Source organism: Aeromonas sp. s5, assembly GCF_040907865.1.
In the GTDB taxonomy this organism is placed as follows: Bacteria; Pseudomonadota; Gammaproteobacteria; order Enterobacterales; family Aeromonadaceae; genus Aeromonas; species Aeromonas dhakensis.
Genome location: NZ_JBFOCO010000014.1, coordinates 141,248 through 158,825, shown reverse-complemented (window position 1 = coordinate 158,825; position 17,578 = coordinate 141,248). Strand labels below are relative to the sequence as shown.

The window sequence follows — 17,578 nt, the reverse complement described above, 5'->3', positions numbered from 1 at the left end:
AACCGTTATGATCCGTTTTGACAAGGTCAGCAAGGTTTACAGCGGCGGCCATCAGGCGCTGCAGAAGGTCAGTTTTCATCTGCGCAAGGGGGAGATGGCCTTTTTGACCGGGCACTCGGGCGCAGGCAAGAGTACCCTCCTCAAACTCATCAGCGTAATGGAACGGCCGACCGACGGCCGTGTCTTCTTTCATGGCGACGACGTCAGCCATATCAAGCGGGGGGAGATCCCCTATGTGCGCCGCCAGATCGGCATGATCTTTCAGGATCACCGCCTGCTGATGGACCGCACCGTGTTCGACAACGTGGCGCTGCCGCTGGTGATCGACGGTTACAGCCATGGGGACATCAACAAGCGGGTGGCCGCTGCGCTCGACAAGGTGGGGCTGCTCGGCAAGGAGCGCTACCAGCCGCGCATGCTCTCCGGCGGTGAACAGCAGCGGGTCGGCATCGCCCGTGCCATCGTCAACAAGCCGCCGCTGCTGCTGGCGGATGAGCCAACCGGCAACCTGGATCCCCAGCTCTCCATGGACATCATGCGGCTGTTCGAGGAGTTCAACCGCTTCGGCGTCTCCGTGCTGATTGCCACCCACGATCTGGGGCTGATTGCCCGCATGCGCTATCGCACCCTGACCCTCAAGGCGGGTCGCATGTATTCGTCCGGGGAGGAGCTCTGATGGCCATTCGTGCGCGTCACAAACAGCCGCCGCTGCGGCGTTTCATGATGTACTGGGTTGACCACGCCCGCCAGGCCTTTGCCAGTCTGGGGGAGCTGTGGCGCAATCCGCTCGCCTCCCTGATGACGCTGGCGGTGCTGGGGGTCAGCCTGGCGCTGCCCTCCTGCTTCCACGTGCTGCTGAAAAACGCCGAGGTGGTGGAGGGGAGCTGGCAGACCAGTTCCCAGATCTCCCTCTACCTGCGCAAGGATCTGCCTGAGCAGAACATCCTCGACATGAAGCAGCGGATCCTGCTCTACCCGGAGGTGGAGTCGGTCACCTACATGAGCCGGGATGAGGCGCTCAAGGAGTTTCGCGAGATCTCCGGCTTTGGCGATGCGCTCGACTACCTCGACAGCAACCCGCTGCCGCCGGTGTTGAGCGTGATCCCGGATCCGCGCTGGCAGAACCCGGAAGGGGCGGCCGAGCTGCTCAACAAGTTGAGCAACGAAGACGGGGTCGAGCAGGGCAAGCTGGATCTGCAGTGGCTGACCCGGCTGCAGGGGATCATGAACCTGCTGCGTCACACCATCACCGGCATCGCCGTGTTGCTGCTCTCCGCGGTATTGCTGATCGTCGGTAACACCCTGCGCCTGAATATCCTCAACCAGCGTTCCGAGATCGAAGTGCTCAAGCTGGTGGGGGCGACCGATGCGTTTATCCATCGTCCCTTCCTTTATACCGGCATCTGGTTCGGGGTCATTGGCGGCATGCTGGCCTGGTGGCTGACCGAGGTGATGGTGATCTGGAGCGAAGGGGTGGTGAAGGAGCTGGCGGGTCTCTACAACAGCAACTTCCGGCTGGTGGGCATGGGAGCGGTGGACGGGATCAACCTGATCATGCTGGGGGCCCTGCTGGGGCTGATCGCCTCCTGGTTTTCGGTCCATCGCCACATTCGCGACATCGAACCGTCCTGATTAATTTATCAGCGTTTCAAAGCGCTGGATTTTGCGACCTGGATCAAGTAAAAGAGTGGCCGTTTCTGGCACGGCCACCGTTCTGGGAGTAATCTGGATAGCACCAGTCTTCAGGATCTTCTCTGGATCCTGTGAACCTTCTGATTTATAAGCAGTCTACAATTGCGAAGAATTTATACGGGTGTGGCCCCTATGCCTTGCTCGTCTGACTTGGCAAGCATGTGAAGGTTGCGAGCTCCGCAACAATGGACTTAGCATGCTACTTTTCGGGGGTCCTTCATTGTGACCCCCTTTTTTTGACTGTTCATTCATGATTCATCCTGCCGGCCTAAGATAATTCCGGTTCAGACATGCCAGTCATGTTTGATGCAGGCCGCAGAATGGCGTCCGGTCAGTAGACAGGCCCTCTCAGGGTGTTAGACTGATTCGATTGAAAAGTAAGAGGTAGAACATGGGAACTTCATTGCAGCGCACTATGGCTCTGATTCCGCAAGGTAGTCTGGAAGGCTATATCCAGGCAGTAAACTCGATTCCGGTGCTGAGCGCAGAGGAAGAGCGTGAGCTGGCTGAGCGTTTGCAGCAGGAAGGCGATCTCGAGGCTGCCCGTCAGCTGGTTATGTCGCACCTGCGTTTTGTCGTTCACGTCGCCAAGAGTTATGCCGGTTACGGTCTGCCCCAGGCCGATCTGGTGCAGGAAGGCAACATAGGCCTGATGAAGGCGGTCAAGCGCTTCGACCCGAGCGTCGGCGTGCGTCTGGTCTCCTTCGCGGTGCACTGGATCAAGGCTGAAATCCACGAATACGTGCTGCGCAACTGGCGCATGGTCAAGGTGGCGACCACCAAGGCCCAGCGCAAGCTCTTCTTCAACCTGCGCAAGTCCAAGAAACGCCTCGGCTGGCTGAACCACGAAGAAGTCCAGGCCGTGGCTGCTGACCTCGGCGTCTCCGCCGCCGACGTCACCGAGATGGAAGCGCGCATGAGCAACTACGATCAGGCGTTCGATCTGGTCGGTGATGAGGACGAAGAGGGCGGTTTTGCGCCGGTCCACTATCTGGAGGACAAATCCTCCGATCTGGCCGCCACCATCGAGAACGACAACTGGGACGATCATGCGACCCGTCGTCTGAGCTCGGCCCTGGCCACCCTGGATGAGCGCAGCCAGCACATCATCCGTGCCCGCTGGCTCGACGACGACAGCAAGACCACCCTGCAGGAGCTGGCCGATACCTACGGCGTCTCCGCCGAGCGGGTGCGTCAGCTTGAGAAGAATGCCCTCAAGAAGCTGAAGGATGCGATGGAAGCATAATCCTGTGCGCCGGGCGGGTCAGTCAGCTTGAGAGGCACGCGCCCAGGCAGCTGAAAGATACGAGGGAGGCCTGAGCCTCCTGATGAAAACAGGGCCTGATGGCCCTGTTTTTGTTTGGCGGGGATCTGGTCGGCCTTGCCTTGGTTACCCTTGTGTATGGTATGTTGCCGCCACTGCCACAGTAGGGAGAGCAGATAGTGAAACTCTTGAACGACTTGTTTACCAACAACCGCGAGTGGGCGGAACGGATCAAGGCCGAGGATCCCGAATTCTTTGCTACCCTCTCCGCCCAGCAGGCCCCCGAATACCTCTGGATTGGCTGCTCCGACAGCCGGGTACCCGCCAACCAGCTGATGGGGCTGCTGCCGGGGGACGTGTTCGTCCACCGCAACGTCGCCAACCTGGTGGTGCACACCGACTTCAACTGCCTCTCGGTGCTGCAATACGCGGTCGAGGTGCTCAAGGTGAAGCACATCATCGTCTGCGGCCACTACGGCTGCGGCGGCGTCAAGGCGGCGATGCAGAACCAGGAGCTGGGGCTCATCGACAACTGGCTGCGCAATATCAAGGATGTCTACTTCAAGTATCGCGAGCAGCTGGATGCCATCGAGGATGAGCACGAGCGCTTCGACTACCTGTGCGAGCTGAACGTGGCCGAGCAGGTGGCCAACGTCTGCCATACCACCATCATCCAGAACGCCTGGCGCAAGGGGCAGGAGCTGGCGGTACACGGCTGGATCTACGGCATCAAGGACGGTCTGCTGCACGATCTCGATCTCTGCATCAGCGGGCCCGAGCAGATCCCGGACGTCTATCGCGCCTGGCCGGACATGCGTCCGCCCCACCGCCGTCGCTGAGGAGCATTCCGTTGGCACCGGCTCTCTATCTGCAGATCAAGCAGCACATCCTGGACGGGATCCGCGAACGCCACTATCAGGCGGGCGACCGGATCCCGACCGAGGCCGCCCTGTGCGAGCAGTTCACCGTGAGCCGGATGACGGTCAACAAGGCGCTGCGCGAATTGGTGGCCGAGGGCTGGCTGGTGCGCACCGCCGGCTCCGGCAGCTTCGTAGCGGACCGGCGCACCGAGTCGCCGCTGCTGGCCATTCGCAACATCGCCGACGAGATCGCCGAGCGGGGCAGCGAGTACAGCGGCCGGGTGATCCGGCTGCAACGCCAGGCCGCCGACGAGAAGGTGGCGGTGCAACTGGGGCTGCGGGTCGGGGCGCCCATCTTTCACAGCCTCATCGTCCATCAGGCCGACGGTGAGCCGCTGCAGCTGGAGGAGCGCTTCGTCGATGCGGAGCGGCTGCCGGAGTACGGCGAGCAGGATTTTGCCAGCCAGACCCCCAACCGTTATCTGATGGAGGTCTGCCCCCTCTCCGAGATGGAGCACGTGGTGGAGGCGGTGCTGCCGAGCGCCGGCGAGGCCGGCTTGCTGCAGGTACGGGTCGATACCCCCTGCCTGCTGCTGCATCGGCGTACCTGGTCCGACGGTTATCTGGTCTCCTATGCCCGCCTGCTCTCGCCAGGCTCCCGCTACAAGTTGAGCTCCAAGACCAGCCTTAGCTAATTGTATATACATATCATTTTTTGAAAAAGCCCGCCTCTGGCGGGCTTTTTTGTGTTTAAGCTCTAATGAACACGCTGTTATCAAGATGTGAACTTGATCCTTTCTTTCCCGTCAGAGATCAGATATAAGTTAATGTATATACATTTAGAGGTCGGTATGAACAAGGAACTGTTGAACTGCGAGCGGGTCTGGCTCAACGTGACACCCGCCACCCTGCGCTCCGATCTGGCTGACTACGGTCTGCTGGAGCCCCATGCCCTCGGCGTTCATGAGGGGAGGATCCACGCCCTGGTGCCCATGCAGGATCTCAAGGGCCCCTATCCTGCCCATTGGCAGGACATGAAGGGCAAGCTGGTTACCCCCGGCCTCATCGATTGCCACACCCACCTCATCTTCGCCGGCAGCCGTGCCGAAGAGTTCGAGCTGCGCCAGAAGGGTGTGCCCTATGCAGAGATCGCCCGCAAAGGCGGCGGCATCATCAGCACGGTGCGCGCCACCCGTGCCGCCAGCGAGGATCAGCTGTTTGAGCTGGCGCTGCCACGGATCAAATCGCTGATCCGGGAAGGGGTCACCACGGTGGAGATCAAGTCCGGCTACGGCCTCACCCTGGCAGACGAGCTCAAGATGCTGCGGGTGGCCCGCCGACTGGGAGAGGCGCTTCCGATCCGGGTCAAGACCACCCTGCTGGCAGCCCATGCGGTGCCGCCGGAGTATCGCGACGATCCCGACTCCTGGGTCGAGACCATCTGTCAGGAGATCATCCCGGCCGCCGCCGAGGCGGGCCTGGCCGATGCGGTGGACGTCTTCTGTGAACACATCGGCTTCTCGCTGGCCCAGACCGAGCAGGTCTATCTGGCGGCGGATCAATATGGCCTAGCGGTGAAGGGGCACATGGATCAGCTCTCCAACCTGGGCGGCAGCACGCTGGCTGCCAACTTCGGGGCCCTCTCGGTGGATCATCTGGAGTATCTGGATCCGGAAGGGGTCCAGGCGCTGGCTCACCGCGGCGTGGTCGCGACTCTGCTGCCCACCGCCTTCTATTTCCTCAAGGAGACCAAGCTGCCGCCGGTCGCCGCCCTGCGCAAGGCGGGAGTGCCGATGGCGGTCTCCTCCGACATCAACCCGGGCACGGCCCCCATCGTCTCCCTGCGGATGGCCATGAACATGGCCTGCACCCTGTTCGGCCTGACCCCGGTGGAGGCCATGGCCGGGGTGACCCGCCACGCCGCCCGGGCGCTTGGCGAGCAGGAGCAGCTGGGACAGCTCAGGGTCGGCATGCTGGCGGATTTCCTGGTCTGGAACTGCGGCCATCCGGCCGAACTCAGCTACCTCATCGGCGTCGATCAGCTGGTGAGCCGGGTGGTCAACGGGGAGGAGACCTTGCATGGATAAGATCAACGGGATCGACATGTCGGTCTGGCAGGGGCGTCAGGATCCGGAAGACGGTGTCCTGGCCCTGCGCTGGCACGACAAAGTTCTGCCTTGGCAAGAGGCGCAGCCCTGGCAGGGCGAGGCGCCCGGCGTGGTGCTGCTCGGCTTTGCCTGTGACGAGGGGGTACGCCGCAACAAGGGTCGGGTCGGCGCCGCCGGTGCGCCGCTGGCCATTCGCAAGCTGCTCGCCAACACCGCCTGGCACCTGAGTCAGCCTGTCTACGACGGTGGCGACGTGCGCTGCGAGGATGGCGATCTCGACGCCGCCCACGAGCGGCTGGCCGAGCGGGTATCCGCGGCCCTCGAGCAGGGCCAGTTCCCGCTGGTGCTGGGGGGCGGCCACGAGGTGGCCTTCGGCAGCTGGAGCGGCCTCAACCGACATCTTGGCGGCCGTGGCAGGGTGGGCATCATCAACTTCGACGCTCATTTCGACCTGCGCATGAAGCTGGAGCAGGCGAGTTCCGGCACCCCCTTCTTCCAGATCGCCGAGCAGTGCGCTGCCCAGGGCTCGCCTTTTACCTACGCCTGCCTCGGGGTGGCCGAGACCGCCAACACGGCGGCCCTGTTCGCCCGCGCTGAGGCGCTGGGGGTGTGGCACGAGCTGGACGAGGCGATGACGCCGACCGAGCTGCCAGCCTTGCTCAACGGGCTGGATGCCTTTATCGCCCGCTGTGACCACCTCTATCTGACCATCGATCTGGACGTGCTGCCCGCCGCCGTGATGCCGGGGGTAAGCGCCCCTGCCGCCCGCGGCGTGGAACTGGCGGTCATTGAACCGCTGATCGCCCATATCCGGGCCAGCGGCAAGCTCAGGCTCGCCGATCTGGCCGAGTACAACCCGAACCTGGATCAGGACAACCGCAGCGCCCGCGTGGCCGCGCGCCTGGTCCACCTGTTGACCAAGTAGCGGCGCACTGCGCCGCCTGACCGTATCGCTAAACAAGGAGTGTCTATGTCTGTACAACACCAGGATCCCCGCCACGATCCGAGCCGGATCATCCGTGCTCCCCACGGTACCCAGCTGACTGCCAAGAGCTGGCTCACCGAGGCCCCACTGCGGATGCTGATGAACAACCTGGATCCGGAAGTGGCCGAGCATCCCCAGTCCCTGGTGGTGTACGGCGGCATCGGTCGCGCCGCCCGCAACTGGGCCTGCTACGACAAGATCGTCGAGGTGCTGACCCGCCTCGAGGAGGATCAGACCCTGCTGGTGCAATCCGGCAAGCCGGTTGGCGTGTTCCAGACCCACAAGGACGCCCCGCGGGTGCTGATCGCCAACTCCAACCTGGTGCCGCACTGGGCCAACTGGGAGCACTTCAACGAGCTCGATAAGAAGGGCCTGATGATGTACGGCCAGATGACCGCCGGCTCCTGGATCTACATCGGTACCCAAGGGATCGTGCAGGGCACCTACGAGACCTTCTTCGCCGTGGCGAACCAGCACTTCAACGGCGAGCCCAAGGGCCGCTGGATCCTCACCGGCGGGCTCGGTGGCATGGGCGGCGCCCAGCCGCTGGCCGCCACCATGGCCGGCTTCTCCATGATCGCCGTGGAGTGCGACGAGACCCGCATCGATTTTCGCCTCAAGACCCGCTACGTCGACAAGAAGGCCCATAGCCTAGATGAGGCGTTGGCCATGGTCGAGGAAGCAAGGCAGAGCGGCACTGCCGTCTCCGTCGGCCTGCTCGGCAACGCCGCCGACGTCTTCGCCGAGTTGGTGGCCCGCGGCATCACGCCGGACGTAGTGACCGACCAGACCTCAGCCCACGACCCAATCCACGGTTACCTGCCCCAGGGCTGGAGCGTGGCCCAGTGGCGCGACCTGCAGAAGAGCGCGCCGCAAGAGGTCAATGTGGCCGCCCGCCGCTCCATGGCTCGCCAGGTGGAGGCCATGCTGACCCTGCAATCCCGCGGCGCCGCCACGCTCGATTACGGTAACAACATTCGCCAGATGGCGCTGGAAGAGGGCGTCAAGAATGCCTTCGACTTCCCCGGCTTCGTCCCGGCCTACATCCGTCCGCTGTTCTGCCAGGGGATAGGTCCGTTCCGCTGGGTGGCGCTGTCCGGCGACCCGGAAGACATCTACAAGACCGATCAGAAGGTGAAGGAGCTGATCCCGGACGATCCCCACCTGCACAACTGGCTCGACATGGCCCGTGAGCGCATCGCCTTCCAGGGCCTGCCGGCGCGGATCTGCTGGGTCGGCGTCAAGGATCGGGTACGCCTGGGCCTGGCCTTCAACGAGATGGTGAAGAACGGCGAGCTGAAGGCTCCGGTCGTCATCGGTCGCGATCACCTGGATTCCGGCTCCGTGGCGAGCCCGAACCGCGAGACCGAGTCCATGATGGACGGCTCCGACGCCGTCTCCGACTGGCCGCTGCTCAACGCCCTGCTCAACACCGCGGGCGGCGCGACCTGGGTCTCCCTGCACCACGGTGGCGGGGTCGGCATGGGCTTCTCCCAGCACTCCGGCGTGGTGATTGTCTGTGACGGCACCGACGACGCCGCCCAGCGGGTCGGCCGCGTGCTGCGCAACGACCCGGCCACCGGGGTAATGCGTCACGCCGACGCAGGCTACGAAATTGCCATCAACTGTGCCGTTGATGAGAAACTGGATCTGCCGATGATTGACGGCGCCAACGGTGTCAAAGGAAAGGTGTAACACCATGTTTGAATTGACTATTACCCCGGGCGAGCTGGATCTCGCCACCCTGCGCCGCGTCAGCCGCGAGCCGGTACACGTTTCGCTGGATCCGGCCGCCCTGGCGGGGATCCACGCCTCCGCCGCCGTGGTCACCAAGGTGATCGAGCAAAACCGGGTGGTGTATGGCATCAACACCGGCTTCGGCCTGCTGGCCAACACCCGCATTCCGGTGGAACAGCTGGACGAGCTGCAGCGCTCCATCGTGCTCTCCCATGCCGCCGGTATCGGCGAGTACATGGATGACGCCACCGTGCGGCTGATGATGGTGCTCAAACTCAACTCCCTGGCCCGTGGTTTCTCCGGCATCCGGCTGGTGGTGCTGGAGGCCCTGATGCGCCTCATCAACGCCGAGGTGTATCCGGTGGTGCCGAAGAAGGGCTCCGTCGGCGCCTCCGGCGACCTGGCGCCGCTGGCCCACATGAGCTGCCTGCTGATCGGTGAAGGCAAGGCGCGCCACAAGGGCGAGCTGATCGACGCCTCCACGGCCCTCAAGATTGCAGGCCTGGAGTCCATCGCGCTGGCACCGAAAGAGGGACTGGCCCTGCTCAACGGCACCCAGGCGAGCACTGCCTTCGCGCTGGAAGGGCTGTTCCACGCCGAGGATCTCTACGCCGGCGCCATCACCATAGGTGCCATGAGCGTGGAGGCGGCCCTTGGCAGCCGCCGGCCATTCGATGCCCGCATCCACGCGGTGCGCGGTCAGCGTGGCCAGATTGACGCGGCCGCCTGCTACCGCCACCTGCTGGTGGATGGCAGCGAGATCGGCATGTCACATCACAACTGCGAGAAGGTGCAGGATCCTTACTCCCTGCGCTGCCAACCCCAGGTGATGGGCGCCTGCCTGACCCAGATCCGTCAGGCCGCCGAGGTGCTGGTGTGCGAGGCCAATGCTGTCTCCGACAACCCGCTGGTGTTTGCCGAGGATGAGGACATTCTCTCCGGCGGCAACTTCCACGCAGAACCCGTGGCCTTCGCCGCCGACAACCTGGCGCTGGCCATCGCCGAGATAGGCTCCCTGTCTGAGCGGCGCATGGCGCTGCTGATCGACTCGCGCATGTCCGGTCTGCCGGCCTTCCTGGTCAACAACGGCGGCGTCAACTCCGGTTTCATGATCGCCCAGGTCACCTCGGCGGCGCTCGCCTCCGAAAACAAGACCCTGGCCCACCCGGCCTCGGTGGACAGTCTGCCCACCTCCGCCAACCAGGAGGATCACGTCTCCATGGCCACCTTCGCCGGTCGCCGGCTGGCTGACATGGCCGAGAACACCCGCGGCATCCTGGCGGTGGAGCTGCTGGCGGCAGCGCAAGGGTTGGATTTCCGCGCACCGCTGCGTTCCACCGAGCTGGTGGAGCTGGCCAAGGGCCGCCTGCGCGAAGAAGTCAGCTTCTACGACAAGGACAGGTACTTCGCGCCGGACATCGAGGCGGCCGCCGCCCTGCTGGGCCGTGCCAGCTACAACGACCTGATCCCGGCCGGCGTGCTGCCGAGCCTGTAAGCGGCCATTCAGCCCATGACAAAAGACCGCCCATCGGGCGGTCTTTTCGTTGCTGTGGTCGATGATTCAGCGGTTATTCGTGCTCGAACATCAGGAACAGGTAGACCACGAACAGCACCAGGTGGGTAGCCCCGTGCAGCGCATTGGTGCGGCCGCTGCTGAAGGTCACCTTGCACACCATGAGGGTGGTGATGAGCAGCACCATGTCGGCGGCGGAGAGGCCCAGACGAACCTCCTGTCCCAGCATGGCGCCGATGAACAGCACCGCGGGCACTGTGAGGGCGATGGTGGCCAGCACAGAGCCGAAGTAGAGGTTCATGGCCCGCTGCAGCTGGTTGTTGAAGGCCGCCTTGATGGCGCCGACCGCCTCGGGGGCCAGCACGATACAGGCGACGATGAAGCCCCCCAGCGCCGGCGGCGCCGCCAGCACCTTGACCCCGTGGTTGATGGGAATGGCGAGGGTCTTGGCCAGCAGGATCACCACCACCAGGTAGGCGAGCAGCAACAGGGTGTGGTAGACGTTGCTCTGCAGCGGGCCGTGGTGCTCTTCGTAATCCTCGTGATCGCTGTCGATGAAGAAGTGGCTGTGGCTGCGGGTCTGGATCAGCAGGAAGACGCCGTAGAGCAGCACAGAGATGATGATCAGCATCCAGGACATGGCGCTCGACATGCTGCCGATGTTGCCCCCCTCGGTGAAGTTGGGCAGTACCAGACAGAGCAGCGCCAGCGGAATGATGGCCACCAGATAGGATTTGACCCCGTCCAGATTGAAGCTCTGGGTGTGGTAGCGCCAGCCGCCAAACAGCAGGGTGAAGCCCACCAGGCCGTTGGTCACCAGCATCACCACCGCAAACATGGTGTCGCGGGCCATCACCGGATTGGGTTCGCCGGTCAGCATGACCGAGGAGATCATCACCACCTCCAGCGAGATGACCGACAGGGTGAGGATCAGGGTGCCGAAGGGTTCGCCCAGCTTGATGGCGAGGGCATCGGAGTGGCGCACCACCGAGAAGATGGCCCAGGTGACGATGGCAAGCAGCACAGCCGACACCGGAAGATAGATCCCGAGCGGAGTTGTCTCTGTCAGCAGGTCGCTACCTAGCGTCTTGAAGAAGAGCAGGGTGAGCAGGCCGACGGGCAGGGCAATCTCTTGCCGGATAAATGACTTCATAGGCAGTGGTTCTCATCTCGGGGCGGCGTGAGCCGACGGGTATGGAGCAGGATGGCACGTCACCGCAGTGACGGCCCTGCCAATGATAAAGGCTGTTGTCCGCGCAAGGAAAAAACATTTTGTTGCAAGATATGAGGGGAGCCGCATCCTCACCCGCTGCCAGCACCGAGTGGTGTTCGCCTGTGCGATCGAGAGGGCAGAGGCTGGCTCAGCGCTCGCCCCCGTGGTTCTGGTACCAGGCCAGCAACCAGATCTTCAGCTTGGTCAGGGCCATGGGCGGGGCATAGACGTAACCCTGGATCAGGTGCACGCCGTGCTGGTCCAGATATTCCACCTGATCCTGGCGTTCGACCCCCTCGGCGATCATTTCCATGCCCGACTCGCGGCCAAAGGCGATGGTGGCATCCAGCACGCTGCGTTTGAGATCGTCTGTGCCTATGGTGTCGACGAACATCTTGTCGATCTTGATCTGGCGGATGCCGAGCCGCTGCAGGTAGGCGAAGCCGCCGTAACCGGTGCCGAAGTCATCCAGCTTGAAGTGGTAGCCCCGCTGCTGCAGGGCGCCGATCTCGGCGCTCGCCGTCTCGATGTCGGTGATGGGCTTGCGCTCGGTCAGCTCGAAGGTGAGCTGGGCGGGAGAGGGCCAGCCGTGGCGCAGCAGCAGGTTGCGCAGGTGCGGTTGCTCCAGGTGGGAGGCCACTATGTTGACGCTGACCCACTGGCCGGGGATGAGCTTGGGCAGGTCGGCGATGACTTTTTCCAGCAGCTGGCTGGTCATCGGCAGGATCAGCTCCTGCTCTTCTGCATAGTCGATGAAGGCCCCTGGTGGGATCAGGCCGCCGCCCCGCTGCCAGCGCAGCAGTGCCTCGAACCCCACCACCTGCTGGCTGCGGCTGTCCACCACGGGCTGGTAGAAGGGGACGAACTCCCGCCGCGCCAGCCCGGCCTGCAACAATCCCTTGAGCGAGCGCCGGTAGTTGCGCAGCCCCCAGTAGGCCGCGACCAGCAGGGCCCCGATGGCGGCGCCGCACCAGAGCCCGTAGTAGCGGGCCTGCTGCAGGGCGTACTGCTCGAGCGCCCGGCCGGCCCACAGGGTCTGCCGGATCTGCTCGTGGGGATCGAGAAAACTGAGGCTGAGGCTTTGACTGCCCGCCTCCTCCTTGATGGCGCTGTCGCCGCGGGGGAAGGTCGGGCTGGAGCCCCCCGGTTGCAGCTGGCTGAATTCGAGGTAGAAGCAGTTGGCGCAGGGATATTGCAGCAGGGCGTGGCTCCAGCTGTTGCTCAGCACCCAGTAGACTATGTTGCCGCCGCTGCGGTAGTAGGCGACTATCTCCTGTTCGGTGTTGAAGCGGGCCTGGGTGGCCGCGATCCCGAAAGCATCCTGATTGGGGTAGGGTGGCAGCTCGGCCAGGGTGAAGGGCAGATCCATCCCCAGGCTGGAGCAGCCGCCACCGGAGGCGAGCAGCAGCCCCTGAATGCGGATGTGTTCGTTGTAAAAACGGGGGGCCCGCAGCAACGCCATGTCCTGCTCGCCGCAGTCAAAATGGAACTGCACCAGCTGGTTGCGAATGCTCTTGTCCAGTACCTGATGGCGCTCCACCAGGGCGGCATTGATCTCCTCTTTCTTCTTCTGCAGCAGCCGGTGGGCCAGGGTGCCGCCGAGCAGCTGGCTGAGGGGCAGACTGGCCAGCAGCGGCAGGCAGAACAGCAACAGAGTGAGCCAGAGTGGGGAGATAGTTCGCAAGGGGCACCTGCCTGATGGGCGAATAGGATGCATATGAGTGGCATCATCATAGTGCATTAGCTGCATCGATTTGAGCGGAGGCGATCACACTTGTGTCGTAGATTTATAATCTGCTGATAAATAATGGTTTTATAAAATCGGCTGCTGAAGATTCAATCGCTGACCTGTCATAAATGACAATTGTCCAGCTTATCTGAAGTGGCTAGAGTAGCCGTGCGGTTTGACTCACCGTGTGTTCAATACTCCTGTATCTGTTTTTTTGTCAGTAGCACAGAGTGTTAGTTTTGATATGAGTGTTTCTTTTGGTCCCCTCTGCGGGACCATTTTTCTGCCTGTCATTCGGCCATGGCCCTGAGCCTTGCCTCCTTTCTCTTCCTTGATCCCCCTTTTTTGGCTGCCACCCTGTCCGGGGCTTGGTGTTCTCGCACCTGTTTGGGTATGCTCGCCCGCTTAATTCCAGAAGCGGGATCTTCGTCCATAGGCGCGCTTCAAGGTTGGCTGATACGATGAAGCCACATGGAAGTTGTCGGGCATACGGAAAGGTACATGAAACTGACCACCCAGCTTGTCTCGTTTATTACCCTGTGCGTCATCGCGGCCATGGCCATGGTGCTGCTTGGCGGGGTGTTCAGCTTTCGCGAGCTGGGCATGGAGCTGCAGCAGAAGAAGGTCAACTCCCTGGTGGAGATCATCGACAAGCAGCTGGAGATCGCCGACGATCATCAGGATCTCACCCGCTGGCTGCCGACCCTGCTGCGCTCGGCCCACGTGGTTGAGCTGGAGATCCGCCAGAACAAGCAGCGGATCTACTGGTTTCGCGACGTGCAGCAGCCGACCGACGAGAGCCTGCTGATCCCCTATCACCAGGCCATTCCCCATCAACCCGACATGCAGGCCGACTTCAAGCTGGAGCGGCCGTTCAAGGAGTTCGAGTACTCCATCAAGGCCATGTCCGGCATCTCCCTCGGCATCTTCATCGTGGTGTTCGGGCTCTGGTACTCCATCCGCTGGCTGCGTCTGCAACTGCGTGGGGCCGAGCTGCTGGCTGAGCGGGCCCAGCTGATCCTGGACGGCAAGCTGACCAAGCTGGCCCACGATCCGGCCGACGAGTGGCCGCAGTCCGCCAGCCAGGCCCTCGATTATCTGCTGGCCGAGCTGGCGGATGCCCGCAAGGAGCGCAGCCGCTTCGACAACTTCATCCGCAGCAACGCCTTCGTCGACAAGCTGACCGGCATCGGCAACCGGCTGTTCTTCGACAACCGGCTGGAGAGCGCCATCATGGAGGCGAGCGTGATGAGTGGCGGCGTGCTGCTGATCGAGCTGGCCGGGCTGGAGGAGCTGGATCCCGAGCTGAACGGCCGCCAGAGCCAGGATCTGCTGATGGAGGCGAGCGCCTCCATTGCCGCCTTCGTGCGCAAGCACAGCGGTGCCCTGCAGGCGCGCTATGCCGGCCAGGTGTTTGCGGTGCTGCTGCCCAACATGTCGGAGAGCGAGATGGTGGATGCCGCCGGCCAGCTGCACAAGAGTCTGCAGCGGCTGCACTGGCCCGAGGCGGTCAATGCCGATACCGCCGTCTATCTGGGGGCGGTCTGCTATCAGGCCGAGGACTCCCTGCTCAAGGTGCAGGAGGAGGCGGAGCTGGCGCTCAAGAGCGCGCAGCTGCAGGGCCACACCGGCTGGTTCCTCTACGAGAAGCAGCTGGACGAGGAGCAGAGCAGCAAGGGTACGGTGCGCTGGCGCACCCTGATCGGCCGGCGCATCGAGGAGCACGGCATCGACTTCTACGTGCAGCCGGTGCAGCAGGAGCGGGATCAGGTGGTGCTGCAGCAGGATCTGCTGATCCGGATCCACGACGAGCAGGGGCGGGAACTGCAGGCCGGCGTCTTCATGCCGATGGCGGAGAAGGCGGGGCTGCTGCTGCCGCTGGATCGGCTGGTGGCACAACAGACCCTCACCCTGTTGCGTCAGCGCTCCGAGCAGAGCTGTCCCATCAGCCTGACCCTCTGCGCCCAGAGCCTGCTGCACCGGGAGTTCCAGCGCTGGCTGTTCTTCGATCTGTTCCAGCTGCCGCGCAGCACCAATGAGCGGTTGATCCTGCAACTCTCCGAGGCCCAGGTGACCCGCCACTACGAGGCGCTCAAGCGGCCGCTGCGGGCGCTGCGCATGCTGGGCTGCCAGCTGGCCATCGATCATGCCGGCCAGGACGTGGTGAGCACCCAGTACATCAAGGAGTTCGAGATCAACTTCCTCAAGCTGCACCCCAGCCTGGTGCGCGAGATCCACACCCGCCAGGTCAACCAGATGGCGGTGCGCAGCCTGGTGGGGGGCTGTGCCAATACCCGCACCCGGGTCATCGCCGTGGGGGTGGAGAGCGGCGACGAGTGGAAGATGCTGCGCCACCTCGGGGTGCACGCCGGGCAGGGCCCCTGGTTCGCCGAGCCACAGCGGCTGGTGCTGGAACCGGCCGGCGCCTGACGGAGACAAGAGAGGGTCGCCCGGGCGACCCTCTCTTTTTTGTGGTCAAGAGTGGTGGTTCAACGCCTGCACCGCGCCCGGCAGCCCGTCACAGGCGCCCCTGCTCTCTCAGTCCCGCCAGCCCCTGCATGCCGCCGGTGTGGATGAAGACGATCTTGCTGCCGCGCGGGATGCGACCGGCCGCCAGTTCGCGAAACAGCCCCCACATCGCCTTGCCGCTGTAGATGGGCTCAAGTGGCAGACCGGTCTCGGCGCTGAAGGCCTGCACCCACTGCCAGAGCGCCGGAGTGAATTTGGCATAGCCGCCGTCGTGGTGATCCAGCGCGATCCACCAGCCGGGCGTGTCGGCGGCGGCCGGGTGGAGGCGGCGCACCTCGTCGGCGATGAAGCTCCCCCCCTTGAGCACGGCGATGGCGAGGATCTGTTCCGGATCCCGCTTGCCGGCGATGAGCCCGGCCAGGGTGCCGCCGCTGGCACAAGGCAATACCCAGAGATCCGGCGAGAAGGGCACCTCGTCGACCAGCTCGGCCACTCCGGGAATGGCCAGCGGGCTGCTGCCCCCCTCCGGCACTATCAGGGTCTCTTCATCCTGGAATTGGTCCAGCCAGGCGGGATCCTGCCGTCGCCGGTAGCTCTGGCGGTCGACAAAAATGAGATCCATGCCCCAGCCTTTCGCCGCGCTCAGGGTGGCGTTGCTGACGGCCTCCGGTTCCCCGCGTATGATGCCGGTAGTACGCAGGCCAGATTGGCACCCGGCCGCCGCCAGGGCATGGATATGATTGGAGTAGGCGCCGCCAAACGAGAGCAGATGGCGCTTGCCTTGCTCCTCGGCATACCGCAGGTGGTACTTGAGCTTGCGCCACTTGTTGCCCGAGATGGCGGGGTGGATCAGATCGTCCCGTTTGCACCAGAGCTGGACATCATGGGTGTTCAACAGCGGGTGCGAGACAGCGTGCAGCGGCGAGGGCAGCAGGGCCGGTTGCAACGGCAACGACAAGCCGGATTGGGGCTGGGGTGGCAATGAGTAATCCGTCATTTATCTGGAGGCTAATGCTCTGTTTATGCTAAGGTTTAATCCATTTTTGGCGGCCAGGTGCGGGTTTCAATGAAACAACTTTTCAGACGTTCGACCCCGGGCGGACAGGTGGGACTCCTGCTGGCCGGCGATCGGATCATGCTGGCTTCGCTCGGCAACCCACCTATCTTCGCCACCCGCGCCATCAACGGCCAGCAAGAGTGGTCCCAGGCCATGGGCGAGCTGTTCAGCCGCCACGGCCTCGCCAAGTCTAAGGTGCGAGTCGCCCTCGCGGCCAGCCTTTATCAACAGGTCCAGATCGACAAGCCGGCGGTGCCCGATGCCGAAATGGCCGGCGCCCTGCCCTGGGCGGTCAAGGATTACGTCAACGAGCCCGTGCTGCAGCTCGCCATGGATTATGTGGATCTGCCCACCCCGCCGGCCGGCCGGCCGCGCATCAACGTGATCTGCGTGCCCAAGGCCCGGGTGCAGCAGCTGGCGGATGCGGTCAATCAGGTGGCGATCCTGGAGGCCATCGTCAGCGACGAGCTGGCGATGACCGCCCTCTACGAGCCGGACCAGACGGTACGCATGCTGCTGTGGCAGCCGAAGGGGCAGGACCTGCAGTTGTTGGTGTTCCATCAGGGGGGGCTCTGCTTCTCCCGTCAACTGCGTGGTTTCACGGCCCTCGCCGGCGAGCACGAGCCGGACGCCATGCTGCTCGACTCGCTGGCGCTGGAGATCCAGCGCTCCCTCGATTACCTGGCGGGCCAGCTCAAATTGCCGGAACTCGGCCAGATGCAGCTCGCCATCGCCTCGCCCTTCATCGGCACCCTGGTGCGCCACATGGAGCAAACCTTCGGCTTTGCCGTCTCCGCCATGGCCAACAAGGCGATCCTGTCTGGAGTCGAATATCTCTCGGCCTATGCTGCCGCCCTGGGAGGTGAGCAATGAGCGCGCTTGCCATGTCGGCTGCCATGGCCAACAAGGTGATCCTTGCCGGTGTTGAATATCTCTCGGCCTATGCAGCTG

At 63.5% G+C, this 17,578-nt stretch carries 14 protein-coding genes; 11 read left to right on the top strand and 3 right to left on the bottom strand.

Annotation, left to right across the window (positions count from 1 at the left end; genetic code table 11):
* Positions 1-7 precede the first annotated feature (7 nt).
* The 9 genes from ftsE (at position 8) to hutH (ending at position 10,141) form a co-directional block, all read left to right on the top strand.
* Positions 8-676, top strand: coding sequence for a cell division ATP-binding protein FtsE (gene ftsE / locus AB5Y94_RS10080; protein WP_005308049.1), 669 nt, complete (start codon positions 8-10; stop codon positions 674-676).
* A complete protein-coding gene (gene ftsX / locus AB5Y94_RS10075) occupies positions 676-1,632 on the top strand; it encodes a permease-like cell division protein FtsX (RefSeq protein ID WP_368205439.1) in 957 nt (318 codons plus the stop codon). Before ftsE ends, ftsX begins: the two co-directional genes overlap by 1 nt.
* Before the next feature lie 451 nt (positions 1,633-2,083).
* A complete protein-coding gene (gene rpoH, locus AB5Y94_RS10070) occupies positions 2,084-2,938 on the top strand; it encodes an RNA polymerase sigma factor RpoH (RefSeq protein WP_005308053.1) in 855 nt (284 codons plus the stop codon).
* A 197-nt stretch (positions 2,939-3,135) separates the two neighbouring features.
* On the top strand, positions 3,136-3,795 hold the full coding sequence (gene can, locus AB5Y94_RS10065) for a carbonate dehydratase (protein ID WP_005308055.1): 660 nt from the start codon (positions 3,136-3,138) through the stop codon (positions 3,793-3,795).
* Between the two features lie 11 nt (positions 3,796-3,806).
* Positions 3,807-4,511: a histidine utilization repressor gene (gene hutC / locus AB5Y94_RS10060; RefSeq protein WP_005308057.1), complete on the top strand. Its 705-nt coding sequence runs from the start codon at positions 3,807-3,809 to the stop codon at positions 4,509-4,511.
* Positions 4,512-4,667: 156 nt separating this feature from the next.
* Positions 4,668-5,903 carry an imidazolonepropionase gene (gene hutI / locus AB5Y94_RS10055; protein WP_005308059.1) on the top strand — a complete coding sequence of 412 codons (1,236 nt, stop codon included), beginning with the start codon at positions 4,668-4,670 and terminating at the stop codon, positions 5,901-5,903.
* Positions 5,896-6,849 carry a formimidoylglutamase gene (gene hutG / locus AB5Y94_RS10050; protein WP_368205438.1) on the top strand — a complete coding sequence of 318 codons (954 nt, stop codon included), beginning with the start codon at positions 5,896-5,898 and terminating at the stop codon, positions 6,847-6,849. The genes hutI and hutG overlap by 8 nt, the downstream gene beginning before the upstream one ends.
* Positions 6,850-6,894: 45 nt before the next feature.
* Positions 6,895-8,604: a urocanate hydratase gene (gene hutU, locus AB5Y94_RS10045; protein WP_368205437.1), complete on the top strand. Its 1,710-nt coding sequence runs from the start codon at positions 6,895-6,897 to the stop codon at positions 8,602-8,604.
* A gap of 4 nt (positions 8,605-8,608) precedes the next feature.
* Complete coding sequence (gene hutH / locus AB5Y94_RS10040) at positions 8,609-10,141, top strand: histidine ammonia-lyase (protein WP_139726150.1); 1,533 nt, start codon at positions 8,609-8,611, stop codon at positions 10,139-10,141.
* Between the two features lie 73 nt (positions 10,142-10,214).
* Here the strand turns inward: hutH and AB5Y94_RS10035 are convergent, their stop codons facing one another.
* Both AB5Y94_RS10035 and AB5Y94_RS10030 read right to left on the bottom strand, forming a co-directional pair.
* Positions 10,215-11,312 (bottom strand): calcium:proton antiporter, encoded by a 1,098-nt coding sequence (locus AB5Y94_RS10035; RefSeq protein ID WP_005308064.1) that lies wholly within the window; start codon positions 11,310-11,312, stop codon positions 10,215-10,217.
* A gap of 208 nt (positions 11,313-11,520) precedes the next feature.
* On the bottom strand, positions 11,521-13,056 hold the full coding sequence (locus AB5Y94_RS10030; protein WP_368205436.1) for an EAL domain-containing protein: 1,536 nt from the start codon (positions 13,054-13,056) through the stop codon (positions 11,521-11,523).
* A gap of 546 nt (positions 13,057-13,602) precedes the next feature.
* Between AB5Y94_RS10030 and AB5Y94_RS10025 the strand changes: the two genes are divergently transcribed.
* Positions 13,603-15,531, top strand: a complete 1,929-nt coding sequence (locus AB5Y94_RS10025) for an RNase E specificity factor CsrD (protein ID WP_005308066.1) — start codon at positions 13,603-13,605, stop codon at positions 15,529-15,531.
* Positions 15,532-15,619: 88 nt separating this feature from the next.
* On the opposite strand, the gene AB5Y94_RS10020 is transcribed toward AB5Y94_RS10025, so the two are convergent.
* A complete protein-coding gene (locus AB5Y94_RS10020; protein ID WP_368205435.1) occupies positions 15,620-16,567 on the bottom strand; it encodes a 1-aminocyclopropane-1-carboxylate deaminase/D-cysteine desulfhydrase in 948 nt (315 codons plus the stop codon).
* A 69-nt stretch (positions 16,568-16,636) separates the two neighbouring features.
* Between AB5Y94_RS10020 and mshI the strand changes: the two genes are divergently transcribed.
* Complete coding sequence (gene mshI / locus AB5Y94_RS10015; RefSeq protein ID WP_368205434.1) at positions 16,637-17,500, top strand: MSHA fimbrial biogenesis protein MshI; 864 nt, start codon at positions 16,637-16,639, stop codon at positions 17,498-17,500.
* The last annotated feature ends 78 nt before the right edge of the window (positions 17,501-17,578 follow it).